Origin of the sequence: Pseudomonas sp. FP215 (assembly GCF_030687795.1) — a bacterium.
Lineage (GTDB): Bacteria > Pseudomonadota > Gammaproteobacteria > Pseudomonadales > Pseudomonadaceae > Aquipseudomonas > Aquipseudomonas salmasensis.
Genome location: NZ_CP117447.1, coordinates 4,751,091 through 4,777,079 on the forward strand (window position 1 = coordinate 4,751,091; position 25,989 = coordinate 4,777,079).

At 59.5% G+C, this 25,989-nt stretch carries 34 protein-coding genes; 10 read left to right on the forward strand and 24 right to left on the reverse strand.

The features are described 5' to 3' along the window. Positions 1-275: 275 nt before the first annotated feature. The 7 genes from PSH76_RS21575 to tsaA all read left to right on the forward strand — a co-directional run bounded on the left by PSH76_RS21575 (position 276) and on the right by tsaA (position 5,524). Positions 276-599, forward strand: coding sequence for a type II toxin-antitoxin system RelE/ParE family toxin (locus PSH76_RS21575; protein WP_032893243.1), 324 nt, complete (start codon positions 276-278; stop codon positions 597-599). After that, on the forward strand, positions 596-931 hold the full coding sequence (locus PSH76_RS21580) for an addiction module antidote protein (protein ID WP_032893244.1): 336 nt from the start codon (positions 596-598) through the stop codon (positions 929-931). The genes PSH76_RS21575 and PSH76_RS21580 overlap by 4 nt, the downstream gene beginning before the upstream one ends. 183 nt (positions 932-1,114) lie before the next feature. Further along, a complete protein-coding gene (gene rimO / locus PSH76_RS21585) occupies positions 1,115-2,455 on the forward strand; it encodes a 30S ribosomal protein S12 methylthiotransferase RimO (RefSeq protein ID WP_003231334.1) in 1,341 nt (446 codons plus the stop codon). A gap of 100 nt (positions 2,456-2,555) precedes the next feature. Beyond that, positions 2,556-3,026 carry a GNAT family N-acetyltransferase gene (locus tag PSH76_RS21590; RefSeq protein WP_032893246.1) on the forward strand — a complete coding sequence of 157 codons (471 nt, stop codon included), beginning with the start codon at positions 2,556-2,558 and terminating at the stop codon, positions 3,024-3,026. Between the two features lie 558 nt (positions 3,027-3,584). Further along, positions 3,585-4,295 carry an rRNA pseudouridine synthase gene (locus tag PSH76_RS21595; protein ID WP_003189059.1) on the forward strand — a complete coding sequence of 237 codons (711 nt, stop codon included), beginning with the start codon at positions 3,585-3,587 and terminating at the stop codon, positions 4,293-4,295. 68 nt (positions 4,296-4,363) lie between these two features. Further along, positions 4,364-4,825 (forward strand): DUF1456 family protein, encoded by a 462-nt coding sequence (locus tag PSH76_RS21600; RefSeq protein WP_005785469.1) that lies wholly within the window; start codon positions 4,364-4,366, stop codon positions 4,823-4,825. Positions 4,826-4,828: 3 nt separating this feature from the next. Then, positions 4,829-5,524 carry a tRNA (N6-threonylcarbamoyladenosine(37)-N6)-methyltransferase TrmO gene (gene tsaA, locus PSH76_RS21605; protein ID WP_044272215.1) on the forward strand — a complete coding sequence of 232 codons (696 nt, stop codon included), beginning with the start codon at positions 4,829-4,831 and terminating at the stop codon, positions 5,522-5,524. Positions 5,525-5,719: 195 nt separating this feature from the next. Here tsaA and fpr read toward each other — a convergent pair whose 3' ends face one another. Next, on the reverse strand, positions 5,720-6,499 hold the full coding sequence (gene fpr, locus PSH76_RS21615) for a ferredoxin-NADP reductase (RefSeq protein ID WP_003189055.1): 780 nt from the start codon (positions 6,497-6,499) through the stop codon (positions 5,720-5,722). Positions 6,500-6,624: 125 nt separating this feature from the next. On the opposite strand from fpr, the gene PSH76_RS21620 reads away from it, so the two are divergent. Next, entirely contained in the window at positions 6,625-7,551 is a 927-nt protein-coding gene (locus tag PSH76_RS21620; protein ID WP_003189054.1) for a LysR family transcriptional regulator, read from the forward strand. A 3-nt stretch (positions 7,552-7,554) separates the two neighbouring features. Here PSH76_RS21620 and PSH76_RS21625 read toward each other — a convergent pair whose 3' ends face one another. The 3 genes from PSH76_RS21625 to PSH76_RS21635 all read right to left on the reverse strand — a co-directional run bounded on the left by PSH76_RS21625 (position 7,555) and on the right by PSH76_RS21635 (position 9,614). Further along, positions 7,555-7,917 (reverse strand): diacylglycerol kinase, encoded by a 363-nt coding sequence (locus PSH76_RS21625; RefSeq protein WP_019817716.1) that lies wholly within the window; start codon positions 7,915-7,917, stop codon positions 7,555-7,557. Positions 7,918-7,992: 75 nt separating this feature from the next. Next, on the reverse strand, positions 7,993-8,643 hold the full coding sequence (gene erdR / locus PSH76_RS21630; RefSeq protein WP_032893252.1) for a response regulator transcription factor ErdR: 651 nt from the start codon (positions 8,641-8,643) through the stop codon (positions 7,993-7,995). A 251-nt stretch (positions 8,644-8,894) separates the two neighbouring features. Then, positions 8,895-9,614 (reverse strand): tRNA-uridine aminocarboxypropyltransferase, encoded by a 720-nt coding sequence (locus PSH76_RS21635; protein ID WP_098949384.1) that lies wholly within the window; start codon positions 9,612-9,614, stop codon positions 8,895-8,897. 178 nt (positions 9,615-9,792) lie between these two features. Here PSH76_RS21635 and PSH76_RS21640 point away from each other — a divergent pair, with 178 nt between their 5' ends. Both PSH76_RS21640 and PSH76_RS21645 read left to right on the forward strand, forming a co-directional pair. Next, entirely contained in the window at positions 9,793-10,227 is a 435-nt protein-coding gene (locus PSH76_RS21640) for a PA3611 family quorum-sensing-regulated virulence factor (RefSeq protein ID WP_003189047.1), read from the forward strand. A 294-nt stretch (positions 10,228-10,521) separates the two neighbouring features. Then, entirely contained in the window at positions 10,522-11,634 is a 1,113-nt protein-coding gene (locus tag PSH76_RS21645) for a TIGR00730 family Rossman fold protein (protein WP_305492890.1), read from the forward strand. Between the two features lie 62 nt (positions 11,635-11,696). On the opposite strand, the gene recX is transcribed toward PSH76_RS21645, so the two are convergent. The 20 genes from recX to PSH76_RS21745 all read right to left on the reverse strand — a co-directional run bounded on the left by recX (position 11,697) and on the right by PSH76_RS21745 (position 25,977). Continuing rightward, entirely contained in the window at positions 11,697-12,164 is a 468-nt protein-coding gene (gene recX / locus PSH76_RS21650; RefSeq protein ID WP_003189043.1) for a recombination regulator RecX, read from the reverse strand. Positions 12,165-12,172: 8 nt separating this feature from the next. Beyond that, positions 12,173-13,231 (reverse strand): recombinase RecA, encoded by a 1,059-nt coding sequence (gene recA / locus PSH76_RS21655; RefSeq protein WP_003189042.1) that lies wholly within the window; start codon positions 13,229-13,231, stop codon positions 12,173-12,175. An 83-nt stretch (positions 13,232-13,314) separates the two neighbouring features. After that, positions 13,315-13,815: a CinA family protein gene (locus PSH76_RS21660; protein ID WP_020301157.1), complete on the reverse strand. Its 501-nt coding sequence runs from the start codon at positions 13,813-13,815 to the stop codon at positions 13,315-13,317. A 152-nt stretch (positions 13,816-13,967) separates the two neighbouring features. Continuing rightward, positions 13,968-14,525: a glycoside hydrolase family 19 protein gene (locus PSH76_RS21665; protein ID WP_305492891.1), complete on the reverse strand. Its 558-nt coding sequence runs from the start codon at positions 14,523-14,525 to the stop codon at positions 13,968-13,970. Positions 14,526-14,547: 22 nt separating this feature from the next. Continuing rightward, positions 14,548-15,549, reverse strand: coding sequence for a contractile injection system protein, VgrG/Pvc8 family (locus PSH76_RS21670; RefSeq protein ID WP_305492892.1), 1,002 nt, complete (start codon positions 15,547-15,549; stop codon positions 14,548-14,550). A gap of 9 nt (positions 15,550-15,558) precedes the next feature. Further along, on the reverse strand, positions 15,559-15,771 hold the full coding sequence (locus tag PSH76_RS21675) for a tail protein X (protein WP_044272200.1): 213 nt from the start codon (positions 15,769-15,771) through the stop codon (positions 15,559-15,561). Further along, positions 15,764-16,147, reverse strand: a complete 384-nt coding sequence (locus PSH76_RS21680) for a phage tail protein (RefSeq protein ID WP_278916289.1) — start codon at positions 16,145-16,147, stop codon at positions 15,764-15,766. The genes PSH76_RS21675 and PSH76_RS21680 overlap by 8 nt, the downstream gene beginning before the upstream one ends. After that, positions 16,147-18,378 carry a phage tail tape measure protein gene (locus PSH76_RS21685; RefSeq protein WP_305492893.1) on the reverse strand — a complete coding sequence of 744 codons (2,232 nt, stop codon included), beginning with the start codon at positions 18,376-18,378 and terminating at the stop codon, positions 16,147-16,149. The genes PSH76_RS21680 and PSH76_RS21685 overlap by 1 nt, the downstream gene beginning before the upstream one ends. A gap of 128 nt (positions 18,379-18,506) precedes the next feature. Next, positions 18,507-19,088 carry a phage tail assembly protein gene (locus PSH76_RS21690; RefSeq protein ID WP_305492894.1) on the reverse strand — a complete coding sequence of 194 codons (582 nt, stop codon included), beginning with the start codon at positions 19,086-19,088 and terminating at the stop codon, positions 18,507-18,509. A 181-nt stretch (positions 19,089-19,269) separates the two neighbouring features. Then, positions 19,270-19,776, reverse strand: a complete 507-nt coding sequence (locus PSH76_RS21695) for a phage major tail tube protein (RefSeq protein WP_305492895.1) — start codon at positions 19,774-19,776, stop codon at positions 19,270-19,272. After that, on the reverse strand, positions 19,776-20,942 hold the full coding sequence (locus tag PSH76_RS21700) for a tail protein (RefSeq protein WP_032877508.1): 1,167 nt from the start codon (positions 20,940-20,942) through the stop codon (positions 19,776-19,778). The genes PSH76_RS21695 and PSH76_RS21700 overlap by 1 nt, the downstream gene beginning before the upstream one ends. A gap of 2 nt (positions 20,943-20,944) precedes the next feature. Further along, positions 20,945-21,118 carry a hypothetical protein gene (locus PSH76_RS21705; protein WP_003189022.1) on the reverse strand — a complete coding sequence of 58 codons (174 nt, stop codon included), beginning with the start codon at positions 21,116-21,118 and terminating at the stop codon, positions 20,945-20,947. An 88-nt stretch (positions 21,119-21,206) separates the two neighbouring features. After that, on the reverse strand, positions 21,207-21,509 hold the full coding sequence (locus PSH76_RS21710) for a hypothetical protein (RefSeq protein WP_082239702.1): 303 nt from the start codon (positions 21,507-21,509) through the stop codon (positions 21,207-21,209). Between the two features lie 11 nt (positions 21,510-21,520). Next, positions 21,521-22,303 (reverse strand): phage tail protein, encoded by a 783-nt coding sequence (locus PSH76_RS21715; RefSeq protein WP_278916278.1) that lies wholly within the window; start codon positions 22,301-22,303, stop codon positions 21,521-21,523. 47 nt (positions 22,304-22,350) lie between these two features. After that, positions 22,351-22,881: a tail fiber protein gene (locus PSH76_RS21720; protein ID WP_032893292.1), complete on the reverse strand. Its 531-nt coding sequence runs from the start codon at positions 22,879-22,881 to the stop codon at positions 22,351-22,353. Then, positions 22,878-23,516, reverse strand: coding sequence for a phage tail protein I (locus PSH76_RS21725; RefSeq protein ID WP_305492896.1), 639 nt, complete (start codon positions 23,514-23,516; stop codon positions 22,878-22,880). Before PSH76_RS21725 ends, PSH76_RS21720 begins: the two co-directional genes overlap by 4 nt. Beyond that, entirely contained in the window at positions 23,513-24,508 is a 996-nt protein-coding gene (locus PSH76_RS21730) for a baseplate J/gp47 family protein (RefSeq protein ID WP_098949399.1), read from the reverse strand. The genes PSH76_RS21725 and PSH76_RS21730 overlap by 4 nt, the downstream gene beginning before the upstream one ends. Further along, entirely contained in the window at positions 24,505-24,837 is a 333-nt protein-coding gene (locus PSH76_RS21735) for a phage baseplate protein (protein WP_032893295.1), read from the reverse strand. The genes PSH76_RS21730 and PSH76_RS21735 overlap by 4 nt, the downstream gene beginning before the upstream one ends. 9 nt (positions 24,838-24,846) lie before the next feature. Then, positions 24,847-25,458: a phage baseplate assembly protein V gene (locus PSH76_RS21740; RefSeq protein ID WP_032893296.1), complete on the reverse strand. Its 612-nt coding sequence runs from the start codon at positions 25,456-25,458 to the stop codon at positions 24,847-24,849. 3 nt (positions 25,459-25,461) lie between these two features. After that, a complete protein-coding gene (locus PSH76_RS21745; protein ID WP_032893297.1) occupies positions 25,462-25,977 on the reverse strand; it encodes a hypothetical protein in 516 nt (171 codons plus the stop codon). Positions 25,978-25,989 lie beyond the last annotated feature (12 nt).

Genomic DNA, 25,989 nt, shown 5'->3' on the forward strand with positions numbered 1-25,989 from the left:
GCGCAGCACTCGTCGTATTTCCCCGTTCAAGTGAACGGGGTGTCGTTTTAGGCAATCAGTCATAGAGGCCACAGCAGCACTTTGGCGCCTTTTTGCCTGCATTGATCACATTTACGGCCAACCGTATATTCCTGGCCCGGCTCAGTCGTGCTGCTTGGGTGGTGTGAGCAGGAGCGCCTTGCCGGATTACCTGATCGGTCAATCGTGCATTCGCATGGCGCGCAGTCGATATAAAAACTCAATTATCGAGCTGTCTCTTTTAAGGTACATTCCTCATGTACGAAGTGAAACACGTACTGTCAATCAACGGCGTGGATATCTACCAGGCTTGGCTGGATACAGTGCATGACACGCGTTCGAAAGCAAGAATCACCACCAGAGTGGATCGGGCGTCCCTTGGTCACTTTGGCATTACCGAGCCAGTGGGTGATGGGGTCTTTGAGATGAAGCTCGATTTCGGCCCGGGGTTTCGCGTGTATTACGCAGTCCAGGATCGAAAAATCATTTTCCTATTGGGCGGTGGTTCGAAGGCCAGACAGCAGAACGATATCGATCAGGCCAAGGCTCTCTGGAAATCTTACAAGGTGCAGCAAACATGACCATTCGTACCCGCCCGCACGAAGATAGCGTTCTGGAAATGCTTCGCAACGACGAGGCATTTGCCCTCGAATATTTGTCTGTCGCGCTTGAGGAAATAGATGAAGCCGGTGGCGAGGACGCTTTCCTTGTTGCTATCCGTCGAGTGGCGGAAGCCCGTGGTGGGATGCTCAGCTTGTCGCAGAACACCGGACTCAATAGAGCAAACCTCTACAGGTCCATCGGCGTCGGCGGCGATCCTAAGCTCTCTACTTTGCTTAAAGTCCTCCAGGCGTTAGGTGTGGGCATGTCTAAAGTGGTATCGCACCGAACCGAACAAGACATCCAGGCTTAAGCGCGCGCCAGTGTGGCTATGGGGATGACCCGGCGCAGCACTCGTCGTATTTCCCTGCATAAAGCTGGTCAAGTGCGTTGCCCACCGATAGAATTGCGCACTTTTTGATCAGAGGCGCACCAAGCGCCCATCCGTTGCCTTGTCGTGCACGACCGGCAGCGTCATTCAATACCGAGGTTAGACATGTCCACCACCATCGCAAAAGCCAACCCCAAGGTTGGCTTTGTTTCCCTGGGTTGCCCGAAGGCGCTTGTCGACTCCGAGCGGATCCTCACGCAATTGCGTATGGAAGGCTACGACGTCGTGTCCACGTACCAGGACGCCGATGTGGTGGTGGTCAACACCTGCGGCTTCATCGACTCGGCCAAAGCTGAATCCCTGGAAGTGATCGGCGAAGCCATCAAGGAAAACGGCAAGGTCATCGTGACCGGCTGCATGGGCGTGGAAGAAGGCAATATCCGCAACGTGCACCCGAGCGTGCTGGCCGTGACCGGCCCGCAGCAGTACGAGCAGGTGGTCAACGCTGTGCACGAGGTGGTGCCGCCACGCCAGGATCACAACCCGCTGATCGACCTGGTGCCGCCTCAAGGCATCAAGCTGACCCCACGCCACTACGCGTACCTGAAGATTTCCGAAGGCTGCAACCACAGCTGCAGCTTCTGCATCATCCCGTCGATGCGCGGCAAACTGGTGAGCCGCCCGGTGGGTGACGTGCTCGACGAGGCCCAGCGCCTGGTCAAGTCTGGCGTCAAGGAGCTGCTGGTGATCTCCCAAGACACCAGCGCCTACGGCGTCGATGTGAAATACCGCACCGGTTTCTGGAACGGCGCGCCGGTGAAAACCCGCATGACCGAACTGTGCGAAGCCCTCAGCAGCCTGGGCGTGTGGGTGCGCCTGCACTATGTTTACCCGTACCCGCACGTGGACGAGCTGATCCCGTTGATGGCCGCCGGCAAGATCCTGCCGTACCTGGACATCCCGTTCCAGCACGCCAGCCCGAAAGTGCTCAAGGCGATGAAACGCCCGGCGTTCGAAGACAAGACCCTGGCACGCATCAAGAACTGGCGCGAGATCTGCCCGGAGCTGATCATCCGCTCCACTTTCATCGTCGGCTTCCCCGGCGAGACCGAAGAAGACTTCCAGTACCTGCTGGACTGGCTGACCGAAGCGCAGCTGGACCGCGTCGGTTGCTTCCAGTACTCGCCGGTGGAAGGTGCTCCGGCCAACCTGCTGGACCTGGCCGTGGTGCCGGACGATGTCAAACAAGACCGTTGGGAGCGCTTCATGGCGCATCAGCAGGCCATCAGCTCGGCACGCCTGCAACTGCGCATCGGCAAGGAAATCGAAGTGCTCATCGATGAAGTCGACGAGCAAGGCGCGGTAGGCCGTTGCTTCTTCGACGCCCCTGAAATCGACGGTAACGTATTCATCGACGATGCCAGCGGCCTGAAGCCGGGTGACAAAGTGTGGTGCACCGTGACCGATGCCGACGAGTACGACTTGTGGGCCGAAAAGCGCGACTGATCGCCCGATGATAAAAAAGCCCCGCCTCTGAGAAGATGCGGGGCTTTTTTAGGTCTATCGTATTGCCCATCAACCCCGAATACAGCAAGGGACAGCGGGTATGCGTCAGCATTCGGTGATTCACACACCTAAAACCAGCGACTACGCGCGCCTGGTGCAGATCTGGGAGGACTCGGTACGTGCCACCCACCACTTCCTCCCGGACAGCTATATCGAGTTGCTGAAAAACCTGGTGCTGACCCGCTACCTCGATGCGGTGATGCTGATCTGCACCAAGGACTCGCGCCAACGCATCAACGGGTTCGCCGGCGTGTCGGCGGGCAAGGTGGAGATGCTGTTTATCGACCCGCACTACCGTGGCCAGGGACTGGGCCGGCAATTGCTGGGTTACGCGATCGAACACATGAATGCCGATGAACTGGACGTCAACGAACAGAACCCTCAGGCCTTGGGGTTTTACCTCAAGCAAGGCTTCGAGGTGATCGGGCGCACAGAGCATGATGGGCTTGGGCAGCCTTATCCGTTGTTGCACCTGCGTCTGCGCCAGCAGCAACAGGCGCGTAATGCCTGAAAGCACACCGTACAAACTGTGGGAGCTGGCTTGCCTGCGAAGACGGCCTTACAGTTGGACCGTGTACATATCCATTCCTGCGGTAACGGCCACTTAGGGTTCCGCTCTGACAGCGGCTCACTTTTGAAAAGCGCAAAAGTAAGCAAAACGCTCTTGCCCCACCACTCGGCACCTCGCCTAGGCTCGGTGTGCCCGTAATCCGCCAGTGATTTGGGGGGCCGCCGCCACGCGCCATCCATGGCGCGGGGCGGCTAAACCGGCATCCCTGCCGGTTTACCCCCCAAATCCCTGTCGAATTCCGGCCAGCGTGGTTTAACGGGGCGCCTAAGATCAAGATCAAGGGCGACTCGCTTCGCATCGTGGTTACCGTTTGCTGCAATGGCGGTATACCAGCGCCCGATAGGTAGACTGACCCGCCGCCTTCGCAGGCAAGCCAGCCCACATTTGACCCGTGTCGCGTCAGTTAAATATTGTTAAGGCACATGCGCTGAAATGGAGCCGGGATTAACCGGCGCCAGGCAGGTACAATAGTGGCCCCCTTTTGTTACGGCCCTTGTCATGACTGACCCCATACGCCTCTCCAAACGCCTTATCGAACTGGTCGGTTGCTCCCGTCGGGAGGCTGAGCTGTTTATCGAAGGCGGCTGGGTCTCGGTGGACGGCGAAGTGATCGACGAGCCGCAGTTCAAGGTCACTGACGAAAAAGTCGAGCTGGACCCAGAAGCCAAAGCCACCGCGCCAGAGCCGGTGACTATCCTGCTTCACGCCCCCGCAGGCGTGGACGCTGAAACCGCCATGGCCTCGATCAGCGCCGATACCCTCTCTGAAGAACACCGCTTCGGCAAGCGCCCGCTCAAGGGCCACTTCCTGCGCCTGAGCGCCAGCGCCGACCTGCAAGCCAAGGCCAGTGGCCTGTTGGTGTTCACCCAGGACTGGAAGATTCTGCGCAAGTTGACCGCCGATGCCGCCAAGATCGAGCAGGAATACGTGGTGGAAGTCGAAGGCGACATGGTTGCCCACGGCCTCAACCGCCTGAACCACGGCCTGACCTACAAAGGCAAAGAGCTGCCGGCCGTCAAAGCCAGCTGGCAGAACGAGAACCGCCTGCGCTTTGCGATGAAAAACCCGCAACCGGGCGTGATCGCGCTGTTCTGCGAAGCCGTTGGCCTGAAAGTCATCGCCATCCGCCGTATCCGTATCGGCGGCGTGTCCATCGGCAAAGTGCCGGTGGGTCAATGGCGTTACCTGTCCGGCAAAGAAAAGTTTTAAGCCGTTCCCTTTTCCCGACACCGCCTGATTCCGGCGGTGTCATCCGTTGAATACCAGGATTGCCCACCATGATTCACAACGACGTACTGCGCAGCGTGCGCTACATGCTCGACATCAGCGACAACAAGATGGTCGAGATCATCAAGCTCGGCGGCATGGACGTGACCAAGGAAGACCTGCTGACCTACCTCAAGAAAGACGAGGAAGAAGGCTTCGTGTTCTGCCCGGATGAAGTCATGGCCCACTTCCTCGATGGCCTGGTGATCTTCAAGCGCGGCAAGGACGAAAGCCGCCCGCCGCAGCCGATCGAAACCCCGGTGACCAACAACATCATCCTGAAAAAGCTGCGCGTGGCCTTCGAACTGAAGGAAGACGACATGCATGCCATCCTCAAGGCGGCGGAGTTCCCGGTGTCCAAGCCAGAGCTGAGCGCGCTGTTCCGCAAGTTCGGCCACACCAACTACCGCACCTGTGGCGACCAGTTGCTGCGCAACTTCCTCAAGGGCTTGACCCTGCGGGTTCGTGCTTAAGCCATGAGCTATCAAGTCTCACCGGTCGGCTTCGTGCGCTCCTGCTTCAAGGAGAAATTCGCCATCCCGCGCCAGCCGCAGTTGGCACCGGCTGCCCGCGGCGTGCTGGAGTTGGTGGCGCCGTTCGACCAGGGTGAGGCGGTGCAGGGGCTGGAGCAGGTCAGCCATGTGTGGCTGCTGTTCCTGTTCCACCAAGCCCTGGAAGACAAGCCGCGCCTGAAAGTGCGCCCGCCACGCCTGGGGGGCAATACCTCCATGGGTGTGTTTGCTACCCGTGCGACCCATCGCCCCAATGGCATCGGCCAGTCGGTGGTGAAGCTGGACAAGGTAGAGCCGGGGCGGCTGTGGATTTCCGGCATAGATTTGCTCGATGGCACGCCGGTGCTGGATATCAAGCCGTATGTGCCGTATGCCGATAGCGTTGATGCGGCCACCAACCACATCGCCAGCGATGCGCCCGCGCTGATCGGCGTGCAATGGCTCAAGGCTGCGCTGCAGCAGGCGCAAGGCCATGCCCAGCGTCTTGGTGAACCGTTGGTAGAGTTGATTGATCAGTGCCTGGCGCAAGATCCGCGACCGGCCTACCAAACGCCCGGCCCTGAGCGTGAATACGGTGTGCGCTTCTGGGACGTGGATGTGCGCTGGCACTACCCGGAGCCGGGGATGATTTGTGTGCTGGAAGTGGTTCCGGCGCAGTAAATCGCACAAACGCAAAAGCCCGCGCTGCCTTCACAGGCAACGCGGGCTTTTCTTTGCAACACATTCAACTGTAGGAGCGAGCTTGCTCGCGAAAAACGAGCAGGCACCGCGTTCAGTCAAGATGCCAGCGTTATCGTTGACGGTCTTCGCGAGCAAGAACTAGGCGTCCCCCTCGCTCCTACAAGTGACCCGAAGTCACTTTTCGACGAACGCGCGCTCGATCAGGTAGTCACCCGGCTCACGCATCCGTGGCGAAACCTTGAGGCCGAAGCTGTTCAACACTTCGCTGGTCTCATCCAACATGCTTGGGCTGCCGCACAGCATGGCGCGGTCGTCCTCAGGATTGATCGGCGGCAGGCCGATGTCGCTGAACAGCTTGCCACTGCGCATCAGGTCGGTCAGGCGGCCTTCGTTTTCGAACGGCTCGCGGGTCACGGTAGGGTAGTAGATCAACTTGTCACGCAGGGCCTCGCCGAAGAACTCGTTCTGCGGCAGGTGCTCGGTGATGAATTCGCGGTAGGCGACTTCGTTGACGTAGCGCACGCCGTGGCACAGGATGACTTTTTCGAAACGCTCGTAGGTCTCCGGGTCCTGGATCACGCTCATGAATGGAGCGAGGCCAGTACCAGTGCTGAGCAGATACAGATGCTTGCCCGGCTTCAAATCGTCAAGCACCAGGGTGCCTGTCGGTTTTTTGCTGATGATGATCTCGTCGCCTTCCTTCAGATGCTGCAACTGGGAAGTCAGCGGGCCATCGGGCACCTTGATGCTGAAGAACTCCAGATGCTCTTCCCAGTTCGGGCTGGCAATGGAGTAAGCGCGCATGAGCGGGCGGCCGTTGGGCTGTTGCAGGCCGATCATCACGAACTGACCGTTCTCGAAGCGCAGGCCCGGATCGCGGGTGCACTTGAAGCTGAACAGAGTGTCGTTCCAGTGATGAACACTGAGGACACGCTCGTGGTTCATGTTGCTCATGTACGGGGGACTCCTGGAAATGGGTCTGCGCCAAAGGTAAGGATGCGCAATTGCACAGCATTCTAATGGCGGCGACAATATCTGTTAACTGGATTATTAAGATAAGGGTTATCGGTTATATCGATATGCGATTTACTCTCCGTCAACTGCAAGTTTTCGTCGCCGTCGCCCAGCAGGAAAGCGTCTCGCGTGCTGCTGGCCTTCTGGCCTTATCTCAATCCGCCGCCAGCACCTCAATTACCGAGCTGGAGCGTCAATCCAGCTGTCAATTGTTCGACCGCGCCGGTAAACGCCTGAGCCTCAACGCCCTCGGTCACCAGCTATTGCCCCAGGCTGTGGCATTGCTGGACCAGGCCAAGGAAATCGAAGACCTGCTCAATGGCAAGTCTGGCTTCGGCTCGCTGGCGGTCGGCGCGACGCTGACCATTGGCAATTACCTGGCGACGCTGCTGATTGGTAGCTTTATGCAGCAACACCCCGAGAGCCAGGTAAAGCTGCATGTGCAGAACACTGCGCATATCGTGCACCAGGTGGCGCACTACGAAATTGACCTGGGTCTAATCGAAGGCGACTGCAGCCACCCGGATATCGAGGTGCAAACCTGGGTAGAAGATGAGCTGGTGGTGTTCTGCGCCCCTCAGCATCATTTGGCCAAGCGTGGCGTGGCCACCATGGACGAGTTGACGCACGAAGCTTGGATCCTGCGGGAACAGGGCTCGGGCACGCGTCTGACCTTCGACCAGGCCATGCGTCATCACCGCAGCGCACTGAATATCCGCCTGGAGCTGGAACACACTGAGGCGATCAAGCGGGCTGTGGAGTCGGGCTTGGGCATTGGCTGCATTTCGCGGCTGGCGCTGCGCGATGCGTTCCGCCGTGGCAGCCTGGTGCCGGTAGAAACCCCAGACCTGGACCTGGCCCGGCAGTTCTACTTCATCTGGCACAAGCAGAAGTACCAGACCTCGGCGATGCGCGAGTTTCTCGAACTGTGCCGCGCTTTCACCGCAGGGGTGCAGCGCAGCGACGAGATCGTGCTGCCGAGTATCGCGTGATCCTCAGATCAGGATGACGGCCCATACCAGGGTGATCATGGTCAGTGCCACGAATTGCGCGGCGCTGCCCATGTCCTTGGCGTTCTTGGACAGCGGGTGACGGTCCAGGGAAATACGGTCAATGGCCGCTTCTACCGCTGAGTTGAGCAATTCGACGATCAGCGCCAGCAGACACACTGCAATCAGCAGCGCCCGTTCAACCCGACTGACCTGCAGGAAAAAGCTCACGGGGATCAGGATGACGTTCAGCAACACCAACTGGCGGAATGCCGCCTCGCCAGTGAAAGCTGCACGCAGGCCATCCAGGGAATAGCCCCCTGCGTTGAAGATACGTTTGATACCGGTTTGACCCTTGAAAGGCGACATAGATGTAGGCAACTGAACCAAAGAAGTGGGGAAGCTAGATCACGCAAAGTCAAAAAAGCGTGAAGCGGCTGTAACTTAATGTTGCGAAATAGACTCAAGTTGCTGCAACAGCAACGCCGCCTGGGTGCGCGTACGCACGCCTAACTTGCGGAAAATCGCCGTAACGTGGGCCTTGATGGTCGCTTCGGACACACTCAACTCGTAGGCAATCTGCTTGTTCAACAACCCTTCGCAGACCATGGTCAATACCCGGAACTGCTGGGGCGTCAAGCTGGCCAGGCCATCGCGGGCGGCCTTGGCTTCATCGGACACATTGATTTCTTCAAACGCCTGGGGTGGCCAGGACACATCGCCGTCCAACACCGTACGCACAGCTTTCTGGATATCTTCCATCGCGCTGGACTTGGGAATGAAACCGCTGGCGCCAAACTCCTTGGAGCGCACCACCACATCGGCTTCTTCCTGGGCCGAGACCATCACCACCGGTATTTGCGGGTATTGCCCACGCAGCAGCACCAACCCGGAGAAACCGTAGGCGCCCGGCATGTTCAGGTCGAGCAACACCAGGTCCCAGTCGGATTTTTCGGTAAGGCGGGTTTCCAGTTCGGCAATGCTGGCCACTTCGACCAGACGTACATCGGGGCCAAGGCCCAAGGTTACGGCCTGATGCAGTGCGCTGCGAAACAGCGGGTGGTCATCGGCAATCAGGATTTCGTATGTGGCCATTGGTTAAATGATCCTGTTTTTTATGGGAGCCCTGATGGGTTCAGGGTTCACCAATACACAAGGCGACGGCCAGGCAGCGATCGCCACAGGGCCCGTTCAACGTCAAAAACACATGAAACGACGTCGATAATTCACGGTTGCACCCAATCGGCGCACAGCATGCCCAGCGTAGCCTGGAGGGTCAAGCACTACGCCCGTGGGGATTTTAGCGGGTTGCGGGCTTACAGTGCCATCATGCAAACGTCGTCTGGTTATCCCGCCGGGATGTAGGGTGCAAGGCGGGTATGCACGGTGTCCGCCGCATCCAGTGGCAGTTGGAACTTGGCAGCCAGGTAATGGGTGCTGAACACATCAAGGTAGGCATCCAGCACTTCGCTGGCGGCCAGGTCATCGGCCAGTTCCAGGCACAGCGCCGCCACCTCGGCGGTGCAGAAATGATCATCACGCTTGGAGCGCCGTAGCTTGTAACGCGACAGCTGCTCGGGCGCCAGGCTCAGCACGGGTAAATGTTCCAGGTAGGGGCTTTTGCGAAACATCTTGCGCGCTTCGCTCCAAGTACCGTCCAGCAGAATGAACAGCGGGCGCCTGCCCTCCTCCACGCACACTTCACTGACCACCCGTTGCGGCGCCACAAATTCACCGGGGAATACGATGTACGGTTGCCACTGCGGGTCGGCCAGCAACCTGAGCAGCTCAGGGTCGACTTCGGTGCGCGACCAGGCGAACGCTGTGGTGTCGTGTATGACATCGGCGATCAGCCAGCCTGTGTTGCTGGGTTTCATCGGCTCTACGTCATGCATCAACAGGCACATGGCGGACTTGGCTTCTACCTGCGGCCGCCAGGCACATAGGCAGTATTCGGGAATGACCCGACAGCCGGGACAGCGCTCAGCACGCGAACCCCGATTGAGAAACGGCCTGACGGCACGCGCCAGACGCTGGGTACGCAAACGGGAGACGGCGTGGCTCATCGGGCACGCAGCGAAGAAAGGGAAATCGACACGGAACAAACTCGTGAAAAACAGAAGTCCCGCAGTTTACCAGCGATACGCCTGGCTGTAGTGGCAAGGGCTCACCTATAATTGCGCGCCACTGAACGCACAGCCCAGTGGCTGGTCTATGCACCAGTAACCGAATCAGGAGAGTTTCATGCTGCGTTCCATGCTGCGCCTTGTTGCCCCATCCGTCGCCCTTGCGCTGGTCTTGCCTATGGGCGCCCATGCGGCCTCGCTGCTGGAGGCTCAAATGAACAAGAAGCTGCAAAGCGTCGCGGCTGAAAGCAATAAGGACCTGCCCCGGGAAATCGACGAAAAAACCCTGGAAGTCGCCTACACCGTTGAAGGCATGCAGCTGATTGATCACCTCAGCGTGCTGCCCGACCGTGCCGAACAGATGCGCGCCAACCCCAAGGCTGTGTATTTCCAGCTGGGGCGCAGCGTGTGCACCAACCCAGGCTATCGCGAGCTGATGGCCAAGGGCGCAGTGATGCGCTATGAAATCACCGAGAACAAGACCAATCGCCCGGTGGCTTCGGTCAAGTTCGCAGAGTCCGATTGCCCGGCGCCAGCGAAGAAGAAAAAGTAACCTCTGCTTGACCCTCCCGCGCTGCTTCCCAGCGGCGCGCACGCTTGCTCTGCGTTTGCCACCAACGACTAAACTGCGTAATGAGCCACCAATAAGCGGTTGCCAGCCAAGGGTTTTTCGGCCCATGATCAATTCATCCCAGATGCCCGCCCACCACAGCTTTTAATGCTGTTCTGTCATATTTTCAGGGCAAAAAAGGCCTGCCCTCCTGCGGCATGCCGCGACACAAGCAGTGTCGTGGCCCAGGCGACGTTTTCGTCGACGACCCAGGCCCTGTAAAGAAGGAGAAATTGAATGCCTTATGAATCGAATGATTTGCTGCTTCGTCATTTTGAAGAAATCGGGACCGACCTCACCCAGCAGGTCGACGCACAAATTCAGTTGATCGCCCCCAACAGTCCGAATATTCCTCTTTATCGAGACATGATCCTCACCGTCCTGCGCATGGCACAGGACGACCGTGACCGCTGGAACGCCAAGATTACCCTGCGCGCCATTCGCGAATTGGACCATGCCTTTCGCGTCCTCGAACAGTTCAAGGGCCGGCGCAAAGTCACAGTATTCGGCTCGGCGCGTACGCCAGTGGAAAGCCCCCTGTATGCGCTGGCCCGAGAGGTGGGTGCGGCGTTGGCACGTTCCGACCTGATGGTCATCACCGGTGGCGGTGGCGGCATCATGGCTGCTGCCCACGAAGGCGCGGGCCTGGAGCACAGCCTGGGGTTCAATATCACCCTGCCCTTTGAACAGCACGCCAACCCGACCATTGATGGCACCGACAACCTGCTGTCATTCCACTTCTTCTTTACCCGCAAGCTGTTCTTCGTCAAGGAAGCCGACGCGCTGGTGTTGTGCCCTGGCGGTTTCGGCACCCTCGACGAGGCATTGGAAGTGCTGACCCTGATCCAGACCGGCAAGAGCCCGCTGGTGCCGGTAGTGCTACTGGATGCGCCGGGCGGTGGGTTCTGGCAAGGCGCCCTGGACTTCATCCGCAGTCAGTTGGAAGCCAATCGCTATATCCTGCCCACCGACCTCAAACTGGTCCGTCTGGTCTACAGCGCTGAAGAGGCGGTAGACGAAATCAACCAGTTCTACGCCAACTTCCACTCCACCCGTTGGTTGAAACGTGAGTTTGTGGTGCGCATGAATCATCCCCTGAGTGATCGCGCCCTGGCCCATATGCAGCAAGCGTTTGCCAGCCTGCGGCTCAGTGGCGAATTCCAGCAACTCGCCTATACAGGCGAAGACCATGACGAACCGCGGTTCAGCCATTTGACGCGCCTGGTATTCAATTTCAACGGTCGCGATCAGGGGCGGCTGCGGGAGTTGGTGGATTACATCAACCTGCCGGAGAACTGGGCGCACGCTCAGGGCAAGGCCCAGCAACGGATGACGCCAGAGACAGCGTGACTTTTTTACAGGCGAAAAAAAAGGCCCACTATTTTCATAGTGGGCCTTTTGTTTTTTGGCGTTCAGTCGTCCATATCCCGACCGCTCAACAAGCGGCTGATCATGTCCATCGAAAACCCGCGATAACTCAAGAAGCGACCTTGCTTCGCACGCTCCCTGGCATCAATTGGAAGGTGGCCCGCAAACTTTCGACGCCAGGTTTCCTCCAATTGCGACTGCCAACTGATACCGCACTCACGTAGCGCGAGGTCGATATCGGCACGTTGCAGGCCACGTTGGCTCAACTCTTCGCGAATCCGCGCAGGGCCATAACCGGAGCGTGCGCGGTAAGACACAAAACTTTCAAGGTAACGGGCTTCCGACAACAGCCCTTCTTCCGTCAACCGGTCGAGGGCTGTTTCGATCATCTCAGGCTCTGCGCCGCGCTGACGCAACTTGCGCGTCAGCTCGACTCGACCATGCTCGCGGCGAGCGAGCAGGTCCATCGCAGTACGCCGAACGGCGACGAGCGTATCCAGTACAACAGTCATCGTTTGCTTCAGATGTCAGTGTCGGCTTCTTCCACTTCTTCAACCGGCTCACGGTTGGCAGCCGCTTTTACATCTGGCGCGGCGGTCAGCAGCTTATCGCGGATCTGCTTCTCAAGCGTGGCAGCGATATCCGGGTTGTCCGCCAGGAACTTGGCCGAGTTGGCCTTACCCTGACCGATCTTGCTGCCGTTGTAGGCATACCAGGCACCAGACTTCTCGACGAAACCGTGCAGTACGCCCAGGTCGATCATCTCGCCGTTCAGGTAAATACCCTTACCGTAGAGAATCTGGAACTCGGCCTGACGGAATGGCGGCGCCACTTTGTTCTTCACAACCTTGACGCGGGTTTCGCTACCCACAACCTCGTCGCCTTCCTTCACCGCGCCGGTACGGCGGATATCCAGACGGACCGAAGCGTAGAACTTCAGCGCGTTACCACCGGTGGTGGTTTCCGGGCTACCGAACATCACGCCGATCTTCATACGGATCTGGTTGATGAAGATCACCAGGCAGTTGGCGTTCTTGATGTTACCGGTGATTTTACGCAGCGCCTGGGACATCAGGCGGGCTTGCAGGCCCACGTGCATGTCGCCCATTTCGCCTTCGATTTCAGCCTTGGGCACCAGGGCCGCCACGGAGTCGACCACGATCACGTCGATGGCGTTGGAGCGCACCAGCATGTCGGTGATTTCCAGGGCTTGCTCGCCGGTGTCCGGCTGGGAAACCAGCAGGTCATCAACGTTGACGCCCAGTTTGCCGGCGTACTCAGGATCCAGGGCGTGCTCGGCGTCGACGAACGCACAGGTGGCGCCCATTTTCTGCGCCTGGGCAATCACCGACAGGGTCAGGGTGGTTTTACCGGAAGATTCAGGACCGTAGATTTCAACGATACGGCCTTTTGGCAGGCCGCCAATGCCGAGTGCGATGTCCAGACCCAGAGAGCCAGTGGAAATAGCCGGGATCGCCTGACGGTCGTGATCGCCCATACGCATTACGGCACCCTTGCCGAATTGACGTTCGATCTGACCCAGGGCCGCAGCCAAGGCTTTCTTCTTGTTGTCGTCCATTAAAGTCCTCACGTAATCAATAAGGCCTGACGGCCAACACCTGTATAAGTAGACAGTATTGTTCCACAAAGATCGGTGATCGCCTACCCCTGATTGTCTATTTCTGCTGCTGCTCGTCGCAACAAGCCCTCCAGCGCGGCTTTTACCGTTTGTCGGCGGACCTCGTCGCGGTTGCCGGGGAAGTGCGCAAGCTCGGCCGTGACTTCGTCGCCCACGGCAAAGGCCAGCCAAACGGTGCCTACAGGCTTGTCCGGCGAGCCGCCATCGGGGCCGGCCACACCGCTGACCGCCACGGCAAATCGGGCCAGGCTTTTTTCCTGCGCGCCCCGGGCCATCGCTTCCACCACTTCCTGGCTGACGGCCCCGACTTTGGCGAACAGTTTTTCCGGCACATTCAGTTGCCGGGTCTTCTGTCGGTTGGAATAAGTGACATAGCCCGCCTCGAACCAGGCCGAACTGCCCGGGATGCGCGTGATGGCTTCGGCAATACCGCCGCCGGTACAGGACTCGGCAGTGGTGACGTGGGCACTGAGCACCTGCAAACGGCGCCCCAGTTCGGCAGCCAGTTGAGTGATTTCCTTCACGGTCGTCTCCAGGAATGGGCGGGGGTTTGCCTACCCTACAGGAGCCCATCGACCATGCAAGACACAGAGTGCATCAAGAGACTAATGCGCGACGGCCTGCACCTGCCACACATGCACCATGAGCAGGCACACACCGACCGAGCGAAACGCACCTAGGAAACGCACAGCACCGCCTTCGCTCGCACCCACAACTGCAAACGGTCGTCCAGGCCGTTGAGGCCGCCGTTGATGCGGCGGGTGATGGTGGTGAACTGGTCTTTGTCGGCGAGTTCATTGAGACCGTTGCTTTGCCAGAACCAGGCGGCGGATTCGCAGGCCCACTGTGGCTGCTCCAGCAACTGCGGTTGTCCAAGCAAGCGATCGTCACCGAACAGCGCTTGGCTGCATGCCATGTAATTGCGGCGCCCGGTGATCTGGATCAGCCCCCTGCCCCGATACATTTGCCCATCACCGTCCGCCTCAGGGGTGTTGCCCAGCCGCGCGGCCAAGCTGCCGGTGTCGTACTTGCTCAGGTATTGATCACTGCCCAGTTCGCGCACGTACTGCAACTGGGCAGACTCGTGGCCAACTTGGGCGAGGAAGGCGGCAACGCGACGGGCCGTATTGATCTGGTGTGCAGCGAAGGCCGCATTTAGAAAGGTTAAAAAAAAGCCCGCGCGAAGGCGGGCTCCAGGCATTACGCCCAGAAGCTGAGCATGTGTGATGACCATGGGTTTTACTCTAAGGAAGCCTCTACACCGACAAACCGCTGGCCTGGACCGTACTCCGATAGCCACCTTTGCGTTCGCCCTTGGATTTCACCGTTTTAATCGACCAGCGCCCTTGCATGAACCCCGGCCACGACTCATCCAGCAGCAACAGGCCTTCAGCAGCCAACGAGGGGTTGCCAGGGCAGACCACATCGATCTGCAACCCTTCGCGCCCCACCCGCCGCATCTCTCCCTGCGCCGCCGAGCGCGCTTCGTCCTCGCTCTGGTATCGCTGTGTCACCACTTTGAAGGGAGCGACGCCCACCTGGATAACATGCTGTTTGCCGCCTGCGGCATCCCACCATGAGGTTTGCGCGCCGTTGTATTTGGCACGGCTGGCGTCGGTGAAGCTGGCGCTGATGAACGCACGCTCGCCTGGACGATTGTCATGGGTAATCGACAACCGCACATCCGGCATTGCCTTGCCCGACAGCGTCTTGATCTGGCCTTTACGCCCCAGTACATACAGCTCATCGACAGGCTTGGCCACCGCATCGAAGCGCTTGGCCAAGCGCGTGAGAAAAGCCATGTCGCTTTCATTGGTCTGATCGATATGCGCGATGGGCTCACCGTCGAGTTCAGGCGCCACACGCGGGGAAAAACCGTACCGAGTGGTCAGTTGACGAAACAGCGCCCCCAGGGTTATCGGCCCATGGCTGGCAGTGCGTCGCTGTTTGAATTCGTGCTCGTCGAACGGTGCCGCCGTGGCCACCAGTACCAGGCGCAATGGAAACATCGAGGGCGTACGCTGGGTGATCTTGAACACGCCCTTATCCACTAGGCCCGATTCCAGGTATCCAACACGCAGGCCGATTTTGCCGCCCAGATCGGGCAGCCCTTCAAGCCCCTCGATATCGAGGGTCAGCTTCAGTTGATCAGATACAAACCCCGCTGCGTCGGTGTGTTCCCACTCCAATAACCGCTCGTTAAATAGCGCGGCATTGGTTCCATAAAGCTCCACTACAGGTGTAAATCCGAGTGCCATGATGGCTCCTTAATCCCAGGCGGAAACCGGCCGGCTTGCGACCGGTTGCGCATCCAATTCGGGCACCAGCACACTGACGCCCGCAGGCAGTACTGCGCCCTGTTCGGCCAACTCCGGATTCAAGCGCCACAACGCCTCTTCTGCGGCATCATCACTGCGCCCCAGTTGGCGGTAGAGCAACAGGTTCACCGAGTCGCCGGCAATACTTCGAACCCTACGCATTGACGAACTCCTCCAGTACCAACGACCAATTGATCACCATGGCCGTACCGTCGTCGATCACGCTGGCTTGTTTTTCACTGATCGACTTGATGGTCCATAGCCCCCAGTTACGCCCTAATCCGTCTACCAAAGGCAACGGCGTGCGCAGGGCCTGCAGGGCGCGCAACTCATCCAGGCGCGCCATGCCCTTGGCACGCGCAGCCTTGCCGCCCAATGCCAGCGTTTCGAGCCCCTGGCCGACCTGGCTGGATTTAGGTTTGCCGGCAATGATGTCGAGGCTGACCCACCCCCCGCTGCTACCTCGGTCAAGGGTGTCGTAGGCGAACCCACGGGACAGCCCGAAAATAAAAGTGCCCAAGACCATCTGTTGTCGCATCACACAGCTCCATCGGTGAGTGCTGCGCCGCGTCGGGTCGCCAGCAGGTTGTCCATCGACAGCGGGGTAAATTGCGCTTCGATCTGTTGCACCACGAGCGCCGCCAGTTGTTGATGGCTGGCTTGCTCAGGCGCGGTGATGGTGATTTGCGGGGCGAAGTTGATTTGGCGGTTGTCGGCTTGAGGGGCGTTGAGGTTTTTGCTGACCTCTGTGGGGGATGGCAGGCGATCGCCCGTCCCCATCACTTTTTCAGCCAGCCACGCACCGACGTCACTGCCCACGAAAGTGCCCACGGCACCACCGACTACCTTGCCGATTGCGCCACCGGCGACGCCTCCCATCACCCCGCCCATCACCCCGCCCAACACTGTGCCGGCACCCGGAACGACCGAACCGATAACAGCTCCCGCCAGCGTGCCGACCGCTCGGCCAATCGCCATCCCGGCCACATCACCAACGACACCGCCGGCAACACCGCCGCCGATAGAGCCCACGCTGGTGCCAACCGCTTGACCCAGGTTTCCGGTCATCGCGCCTCGCGTCATCTCGACACCGGCCTGGGCCACCACCAAACCCAGGGGCACCCCTTTGGCCAGCGTGCTCACCTTCGCCGCTTTGCCAGAGATGCCAGGGCCGGAAGCAGACGGGCGATTACCGCTGTGCTCGTCATTGCTCGGGGCTTTGCGCTGGCTGCCCGGCGGTGTGGTTTTATTCCCTGCTGCCGGCCCCTCTCCGAGTACTTTCCCTGCGACCTTTTCGAAAATCTTGTCCTTCACGGCACCGAAAACACCGGAAACCACCGGGATCAGCACCGCACCCGCCAGGGTGACGGCTGCGGCAGCCTTGGGCAGGCCTTCCGCGAGCCAAGCCACGCCGCTGACCAGGCCGTTCATTGCGGTCAGCGAGGTATCCACAACGGGGGCCAACGCTGTATCAGAGGCGGTGCTCAAGCGTGTGGTACTGGCCTCGTAGGCTTGCCGACGTGCGTAAGTAGAGTCCGCACGAACCGCGGCCGAACGCAGCACCGAACCTTGGTCGCCCAGCGTCGAAGTGGCGTAGGTGGACTTTTCTGCGACCAGCGAAAAGGCCTGTTTCACTCTGTCGATCACCGGTACCAGGCTCAAAATCGTCTGGTTGCCGTCGAACAACTGCGTCGCCAGCACCGCCTGCCTTTCAGCGGGTTGCGACTTGAGCGCCTCCAGCACCGTAAGCACGGCCTGCGGGGCGTCCTGTTTCATGCCCGCCGCGAGTACTTTGGGATCAAGCTTGAGCTCTGCCCAGGCACTGCGTTGCCCTGCAGAGGCGTTGTCGCCTTTAGCCAGGACGGCGCTGATTTTTTCCAGTCCGGCACCAGCAACAGCCTTGCTGTTACCTGCGCTCAACAACGCCGCCGAAAGCGCTGCTGCCTGTTCGGGGCTCATGCCCGCAGCCTTCGCGGCGGCGCCCTGGAGTTGCACAATAGCCCCGATATCCGCCGATTCGGCCTTGAGCGATACCTGAGTGCCCAGCACGTTTGTTGCGTCGGCAAGGTCCAAGGCTTGTGCGCGATCAAGGTGCATTGACTCGCGCCAGCCGCCCATGAGTTCGCCGGCATTTTTGACGTCGATCTTGAACGCGGTCGCCATGATTGCGGCGTCGCGGGTGAACTGCTGCAGGTCTGCCTGGCGCCCAACGGGGTCAATATTGCCTGAAGCGTCCTTACGATCGCTGCCAATACCTGTGCGGGCGGCGGCATACTCGACCTTAGCGAGGTCGACGGCGCTGGCACCACTGGCGGCCACCACCGGCTCGGATGCCATGGCAAGGTTGGCTTCGCGCAATGCCTTGCGCTCATTGCGAGTAAACCTCAACAGTTGATCAAGGTCGGTCATCGCGGCGTCCAGCGCCTGCGAGGGTGTGCGCTTGTCTGTAGCCGCGACGGTCTTCGTACCCTCTGCGTTCCCGGCAGTTTGAGCTTGCCGGGCGTCCATCACCTTGAGCAACGAGACGTTGAACAGCTCCAGCGTATCGACCAACCGTACCTGCCCGTCCGCCAGATGCTTGATCTGCAAGCTGGCATCGGCCAATGCCAATGCCAAATTCGCCGTACTCCCCGGTGCCTCCAGCGGGCTCGCCAGAGTTTGCGCCATAGGCTTGAGGCTGGCTTGTGCCCCTGCCATTGCAAGTGAGCCCTGAGTCATCACGCCTTCCTTGGCAATGGCTGACCCCGCTCCATGATTACCGTCTGCCATTGCGCTCTACTCCTGTTTAACGCCAAGACGACTGATTGCGATGTCGTAGCGGCGCATTGCTTTTCCGACTTCCCAGTCGAGGATTTCCGCTTCGCTTACCGAGTAAACCAGCGGCACTACATCGAGGATCACTTCGATGTCGCGTTCCGAAAGAAGTCCGCCGGTTTGTTTAAAAAATCGTCAATGCGCTCCTGCAGTTCGGTCCAGTCGGGCACGGTCAGGCCGGCAAGATCGGGAATCATCAGGCCGGTGCAGTGAGCGGTGATGAACTCGGCCCGGTCTTTGTTAGTGGCGATTTTTTTCATCACCTTGGTAGCGCGCAAGGCGGGCATTTCCAGGGTGACGCTGGTGAGAGTGCGACCGCTCGCGTCCAGCGGCAGCAGCAAGGCAACTTGTTCGCACGTTAACGACTCGCGCGGGCTATCGGTTTGCGCGAGAAAAAACGATGCAGGTCGGGTCGACATTTCGTGTACGTACTGCGCAATGCTCACGTAGTCCGGGCGCTTGAGTTGGTCGAGCTCTTTTTCCGACAGGCCGGTGGCGAGTTTCGCCAGTTCAAAGAACTGGTCGTCCTCGTCATCACCGGCCCGGGCCAGCGCGTCTTTTTGCGCGGCGTAGAACAACGGTTTGAGTTGAACCTGCTCGATCGTCGCACCGGTATCGGCGGTGATCGGGGACAGCAGGATGTGCAACGGAGGCATCCAGGCCATGGGGCAATTCCTTGTTGAGCGGTGTTGAAAAGTGCGAAAAATCTAAACCTGAGCACGGCCCCTGTGGAAGCTGGCTTGCCTGCGATGGCATCCACTCGATGCTCCAGGGATACCGAGTCGCCTGTATCGCAGGCAAGCCAGCTCCCACCTTGACCGTGCTCGCTTCAGATTGCGCCGGCCCTTAAGGCATCAGCACAGCGCGGCGGGCATCGCCAAGAATGTCGACGCCGTTGAGCACAAACTTCTGGGTGCGCACGTCGATGTCGATCACTGGAATGCCATTTTCCAGACGGTTGTAGGTACGGCAGGACAGTTCCAGAGTGGTGACTGGCTTGGCGTTCATCGTCAGCGCTGTCTCGGCCAGGGACTTCAGCTTGCCGCCCACGGTGTGGTAGGTGAAGTAGGTCTTGCCGTCCTGATCCTGACCGGCTTCACGCACGCTCAACAGGATGTCGTCACCCTGGGTGACGCCAAGCGCCAGCAGGACTTGGGCGCCAACACCTTGCAGTACCAGGGTTGCATTCAGCACCTTGGCGCTTTTGGCGACCTCCTCGGCGATGAAGCGCCCACCGGTCATCGGGTCCATCTCGAACTCGATCTTCGGCGGCGTAAAGGAATCAACGGTTGCCGACAACGGCAGGCCTTGAAGGGTGGCCGCAATGGCCTGTCTGACTCGGTTGGTAAACATTAGAGAACGTCCTCCAGGAACTGCTCGATGATTTCATCGCGGGCGTTGAGTTGATAAACCATGTGTTCGTTCGGCGCGTAGCGGCCGTAGTCGATGACGATGAACCAGGTGCCGTTCTTGTACTTCTCTACGCTGTTCAGCTCCGGGTGCAGGTACACGCTGCCGCCGGGAATGGTTTCGTCGGCCACCAGAGTTTGCAGCCAGTCATTGATGCGCTTGACCTCCTGGTCCATGAAGGACTTGGTGAGGTTCTTGGCCATGGCTTTCTGGCCGGCCTTGACCAGCTTGCGGCTGATGGCATCTTCCAGGCCGACGTAGCTGATGAACTTGCCGGTGATGGAGCGGTTACCCAGCAACGAGAAACCGCCGAGGATGGTGCGGGCGTAATAGCTCACGCCGTAGCGGTTGAGCAGGTCGCCTTCGGTGGAGGTGTCGAGGATGTTGTACTCGACCACGCGGGAAACGTCCTCGGCGAAGGTCACCTGGTTACCCGGGCTTTCCCACTGCTTGACCTTGGCCAGTGCGGCGATGGCCAGCGAGGATGGCGACAGGAACACATTCTTCTTCGCGGCCTTGGAGTACACCGACGGCATGTTGTGTACCAGCAGGCAACGGTCGAAGCCCAGGTCGGCACCGCCCAGCTCGCCGCTGTAGGTCACTTGGTCGGCAACGGAAGCGTCTTTGCCATCGAGCACCACACGGGCCTTGATGCGTTTGCCGAACGAGGCGAACTCACCGGCCACAGCCTTGGTGCCGGTAAAGCCTGGAGCGCCGATGATGGTCAGGTCTTCTGGCACGCTGCTCAGGGCCGCCAGGCCCAGTTTGCGACCGGTGACCGGGTCGTTGCCGCCGATCACATTGTTGATCGTGTCGGCCGGGGTAGCGCCTTCTTCGACGATGACCACATAGACCGGCACCTTCACCACCTTGAGGATCTGGTACACCGCCTGGAACAAAGTGCCCGACTCGGTGCCGGTGGGGTCCAGCAGCGCCTGGGTGGTGAAGCTGTTGATGCGAAACGGCGCGTTTTTCGGAATCGACGCATGGGCATTCGGCGCAGTGCCGACCAGGCCAATGACGTTATCGCCAAGGCCACCCATGGCCTCGGGGGATTCAGTGGCATTCACAGTGATGCCGTTGTGCTCGAAGTTCAGGACTTCTGCCATGGTTATTCAGCCTTCTTGGGGGTGGAGTTGAGGACGCTGGTCAGTTCCAGGCGGCCAGCGGTGCGCAGGGCGGATGCTTCAACGTCGAGCAGTTCCAGCTCCTCGCCGGCGGTGGACCAATGGCCGTTGCCGATGGGGAATGGGATGAGGACGGTGTAGGTTTGGCGGGTGGGCATGGGTGGAAATCTCCGGGTGGAAAATGCAAAAGCCCCTGCGGGGAGGGGCTTTGGGGAGGCGAAAAAAAACCGCTTTCGCGGTGGTTTACTACTTATCTTCAGGTAATGGGAAACGCGCTTTGATTTCGGCTACTTTGGCTCGCCACTCTTTTTCCTTTTCAGCTGTACCGTCGAATTGCCATTCAAGGTACATCGGGTCAGCTTCGCTGACATAGGCAGAGCGGCGGGCAGCAATAGTGCTAGCGAGCGCGGCTGCGGACGTGGCGTTCTCGATCAGCGTCTGAGCGGCCTCATCGCTAAAGCCCAGACCTTTGAGGGTCTGCGGGCTGGCGGGTACGTTGATCAACGAGTCGCCCGCAGGGGTTACCAACTTTTCGATAAACAAAGTCATTTGATCACTCCTTAAACCTTGGCGGTATAGCGAATGTCGTTATCGTGGGAATAAGCCAAACGCTTCTCTTCGAGGGTTTTACCGAGCGCAACCTCTGCCTGAGCCAAGGAATAAGGTTTCACCGCCCAACGAACTTCCCAATCGGCGTTAACGTCATCCTTCATAATCACTTCAGTGTCTAACTTGCTGTAATTAACAGGATAATCAAATGTTTTGGTGATGGTATAGCTCAGCCCACCCCTCAGGTACATCCCAGAAAACTGCGGAGCATTCGTTAGTTGTCCAGCGACCAAACCCAAATACATAGGCTTGAGCCCAGTAACGGCACGTGCTGTACAAACCATGCCAAACGAAACACCTCTCACCGTTTCACGGTAAGTCTGGGAGATGCGCTTGATAGCTAGGAAGTTAGCATCACCGTTCCATATATACCCGACGCCCTCGAGTTGCAAGTTCAAGCCAGCGATGTGATAAATCCCCTCACCGAAGGGTGCTTTGTCACTGTCTCGATAATATACCCGCGAGACGGTAATTTCCGTTTCACCCGCCTCGTTACCGGGCATGGTCCACCAAACAGGATAAAACACCTCTGTGGACAATCCAGTGAGGTCAATATCCTGTTTATAAAGCGCACGACCATTAATATCCTTAGCCTGCACACTATTACGCCAAGCAGTAAACTGACTCGAAGCGGCCTCTACCCGCGCATCAATCTTCCCAATTTGGTTGGTAACCGTCTCCGTAAGCTTGTTACATGCATCCACAACTTTCGTGATAGTCGTTTCAAGTCCCATCATCAACTCCCTGTCAGTTAATCTTTCCAGCACTTTTGTCAGTGCTACTACTTCGCTTCAAGATGCATAACCCGAAACATCAAATCAACGTGGCGGGACATATTGCCAACCGAAGCCGCGGCCATAATCGCGATCTCCTCCGCCAACAACAGATTCAAGTTCTCACTCCCCACCACAATCGTCACGCTATCCGCCGGCAACGGCGAAACATCCAGCGTAAACTTCTGCAGCACCCTTGCCGCCGCCGCTTTATACGTCAGCAACTTCCCCGCCACGGAATACACCGCCAACAACGTCCCGCTGGCGAGGTAAAACCCGAACTCGCCAATCTCATACTCGCCGTCGCCGTCAAACAGCGCGGCCATCCTGAGTTGGCGTTCGCCCAGGTCTTCGTAATCGACGATGGCCACCCGTTGGCGCTCGTCACGCAAGGCCACTTCGCTGCCGTCGGGGTTGTAGCGGCCGGTGCCGGCGCCGATGTGGGTGATTTCGCCTTTGAGGCCCTGGTTCTTTGCCTGCAGCACTTCATCCAAACCTTTGGAGGTGAAGCGCACCAGGCGCGTGATTTCATCTGTCATGGCTGCGCCCTGAGGTCGTAATCGTTAATGGTGTAGTGCTGGGCAACCCCGGCACTGTTGAGCCGAGCCACCAGCGCCAATTCCGGCAACGCGCCGTTCAGGTAGAACTCGCCGTCGCTTAAAGGCGCGTCGAGCACGTGCGTGAGCGCGAGCTGGCCTTCGGTCTCGTGCACGATGGTGATCGTCGCCTGATCGCGCTCACTTTTTGCCGCGTTGATGCGACGGATCAGCCGGTTGTGGTCGCCGCTGGACCAACTGCGCCCGATGATCGCCTGCACGTCGAAGGTGTAAGGCACGCCCAGCGGACGTTGCTGGTACCAGGCGCTGATATTGGGCGTGAAGCCCAATGATTCCACCGCGTGGCTCAGCGCCTTGGGCGTACCTGCCTGGCGCTGGATCTGCCAGGACAAAGCCACGGTCAGGCGTTTTTCCGCTTCGCTGGCCTCGGCATCCCATTCGCTGACGCCGCGGTCGGCGGCCAGGTAAGGCAGGAATTCGCTGGGGGTGTGCAGCGGGTTCATCAGCGCCGGAAACGGCGGGGTGACGCGCTCAAGCAATCTGCCGAAACCCAGGTCCAGGGCCTTTTCCAGCGGTGAGCTGTTGGCCGGCAGCAAACTTGCGTTGGGTTCACTCATAGCGTGCGCACCTCCACCTCGACGCCCGTGCAATACGGGGCCTGGAACGCGGTACTGACAATCGGCGCCAGCGGTTCAAGGATGTGCAGTTGCGCAGCGCCAGCACTGTGGATGGCGTAGTCGATCCAGCTGGGGTCCACCCGCCCTTCCAGGCGGTGGCAGGACTCTGCGTAGTCTTGCAGCAGTTTCTGCGCCGCCACTTGGGTCAGCCCCGAGTCTGGGCCGGCGTTGATCATGGCCACCACGCGAATTTTATAAGGTTGAATCTGTGCGCCTTGAACGCTGACCAGATCGGTTTCGGGCCGTACATCCGGCCGTGCGAAATGTCGACGTACACCGTCAAGCAAGTCGGCAGATGGCGTGCCGTCACCTTCCCTGGAAAGCACAGTGACCATGACTTCGCCCGGTGCGGTGCGCCGAGCGTTGCCGTCCTTGACCTGGGCCGCGTAACCGTCCGGGTCGAAGGTGTAGGTGACCGTGACCACACCGGGCGTCGCACTTTGCACTTTCACTGCTGGGCGCTCGCCCAAGGTGAACACTTCACGGCGATACTGCATGCGCGAGCCCGCCGCTGGGGCGTGGGGCGCCAGGTAGTAACGCAGGCGGGCGTCGTCGTCGCTTTCCAAGGTGGGCGGCACCGGCGGGAACGCGGCCGGGTCGCCTGGGTCGAGTACTTGGCGTTCCAGGCCCATGTCGGCCAGGCGTGCGTCCAGGTTGCTGCCGGTGGCCCACCACGCCAGCATCTGCTTGATGCGGGCGTTGTATTTGCGCTCATGGGTTTGCAGACGCACGCAAAAGGCTTCCAGGGCCAGGGTCAGCAGTTCGCTTTCGTTGTCGAGGCTGACCTGGAGTTTGGCCGCGCTTTGCGGCGCGCGGGTGGCAACATAGTCGATGACAAACGCTTTGAATTCGGCCAGCAACGGTTCGAACTCATCGACCTTAATGATGGCCGGTTCCGCCAGTTGGTTCTGGCCGGGGATCAGCATGCTCATGTCACGACCTCGAAGGATTGTTGGCGGTTTTTCCAGGTGCCGGCAAACCGCAACAGCAGGCCGGCGCCTTGGCGGGTGGCGACGATGACCTGAGGGTCGAAGTCGCCGATGCCGTTGTGGGTGTTGTAGAAGGCTTGCGCGGCGTGGCTCTGGGCGAGGATCAACAGGTCGTCACCGAGGTTTTGGCCGAGCAATTGCGGGATCAGCGAGCCGTACAACGGGCGCTTCTGGCGAGTGCCCACAGGGGTGGTCAGCGCTCGGGTGGCGCGCTGCACAAATTGCAGCCAGTCGTCGACGGCCGCCCCGGTGTTCCTATCGATTCCGAGCATGGGGTGTCCTTATCGGGGGCTGATGACGCGTCCTTGATGGTCCACCACCGGGCCGCTGAAGTGCGCGCCGCCGGCATCCAGCAACAGGCTGGTGCCACCGACTTGCAGGGTGATGCCCTGGGCGCTGAGGGTCAGGCTGGCGGCGCCGACTTTGACGTCAACCTGTTCGCGGGAACCGCTGAACGTGGTCGGGCCGTTGACCCAGTTGAAGGTGTGGCTGGCGTCGTCGTAGTCGCTTTGGGTGCCGTCTTGATGTCGGCGCCGGGTCAGCGTCGCCACGCTGGAGACCGGCGGGAAGCGATCACTGTTAAGGCCGAACAGGGCCACGGATTGCACACCACCCTCCCCCCCGCCGTAGTTGAGCAGCAGGCATTGCTCACCCACGGTGGGGATGCGGGTTTCGGTTTGTGCACCGGCACTGGGGTTGAAAAAACGGATCGCCGGGGTGAGCAGGTCACCGTGGCTGACCTTGCAGGTGTTGCTGGCCGCATCAACCTGCTGGCAAATACCGATCCGGCAGAAGCTCTCGGCGCGGCGGTAGAGGTCCTCGAGCTGGGACTCCATCTCGGCCAGGCGTTCGACGATCGGTCCCAATTGCATGCGTAACAGCGCGTCGAACATGGGCTACTCCGCCAGTGGCTTGTATTGGGCCGGGTCGTCGATGTTGGAGACGTCCCAGGTGCAGGCAAATAGCGGTTGGCCTGTGGGATCGTCGAGTAACGTCGGCCCCAGATAGAGGGTTTGCGTGAAGGAAACCGTCCAGGTGTCGTAGTCCGTTTGCACAGACGTGCGCACAGCGGGCGCAGCGACGATATTCGCCGGCAAATCGCACTGTGCCTGGGGCAGGTTCCAACGGTTATCCAGCACCAGGTCCATGAGTTGGCTGGCCAGGTCGCAGGCGTCGAACGGCAATGCACCGGGGGCGACCATGGCCCTGAGTGAAATGGCCAGAACGTGGGCCTTGCGCCCCTCGCGAGAGCGAATGCCCGGGCCATTGCCTTCGACCGTAACCATTACGCCGGTTTGTTCAGCATCGCCTTGAAAGTCCTGGTGACTGCCGACCTTGATGTCCGGGAAGGCCGCATGCAGCACCGCGCCGATGGCCTGGGGCAGTTGGGATGGCTTTTCGATAAACGTCATTTTAAGTCGCGT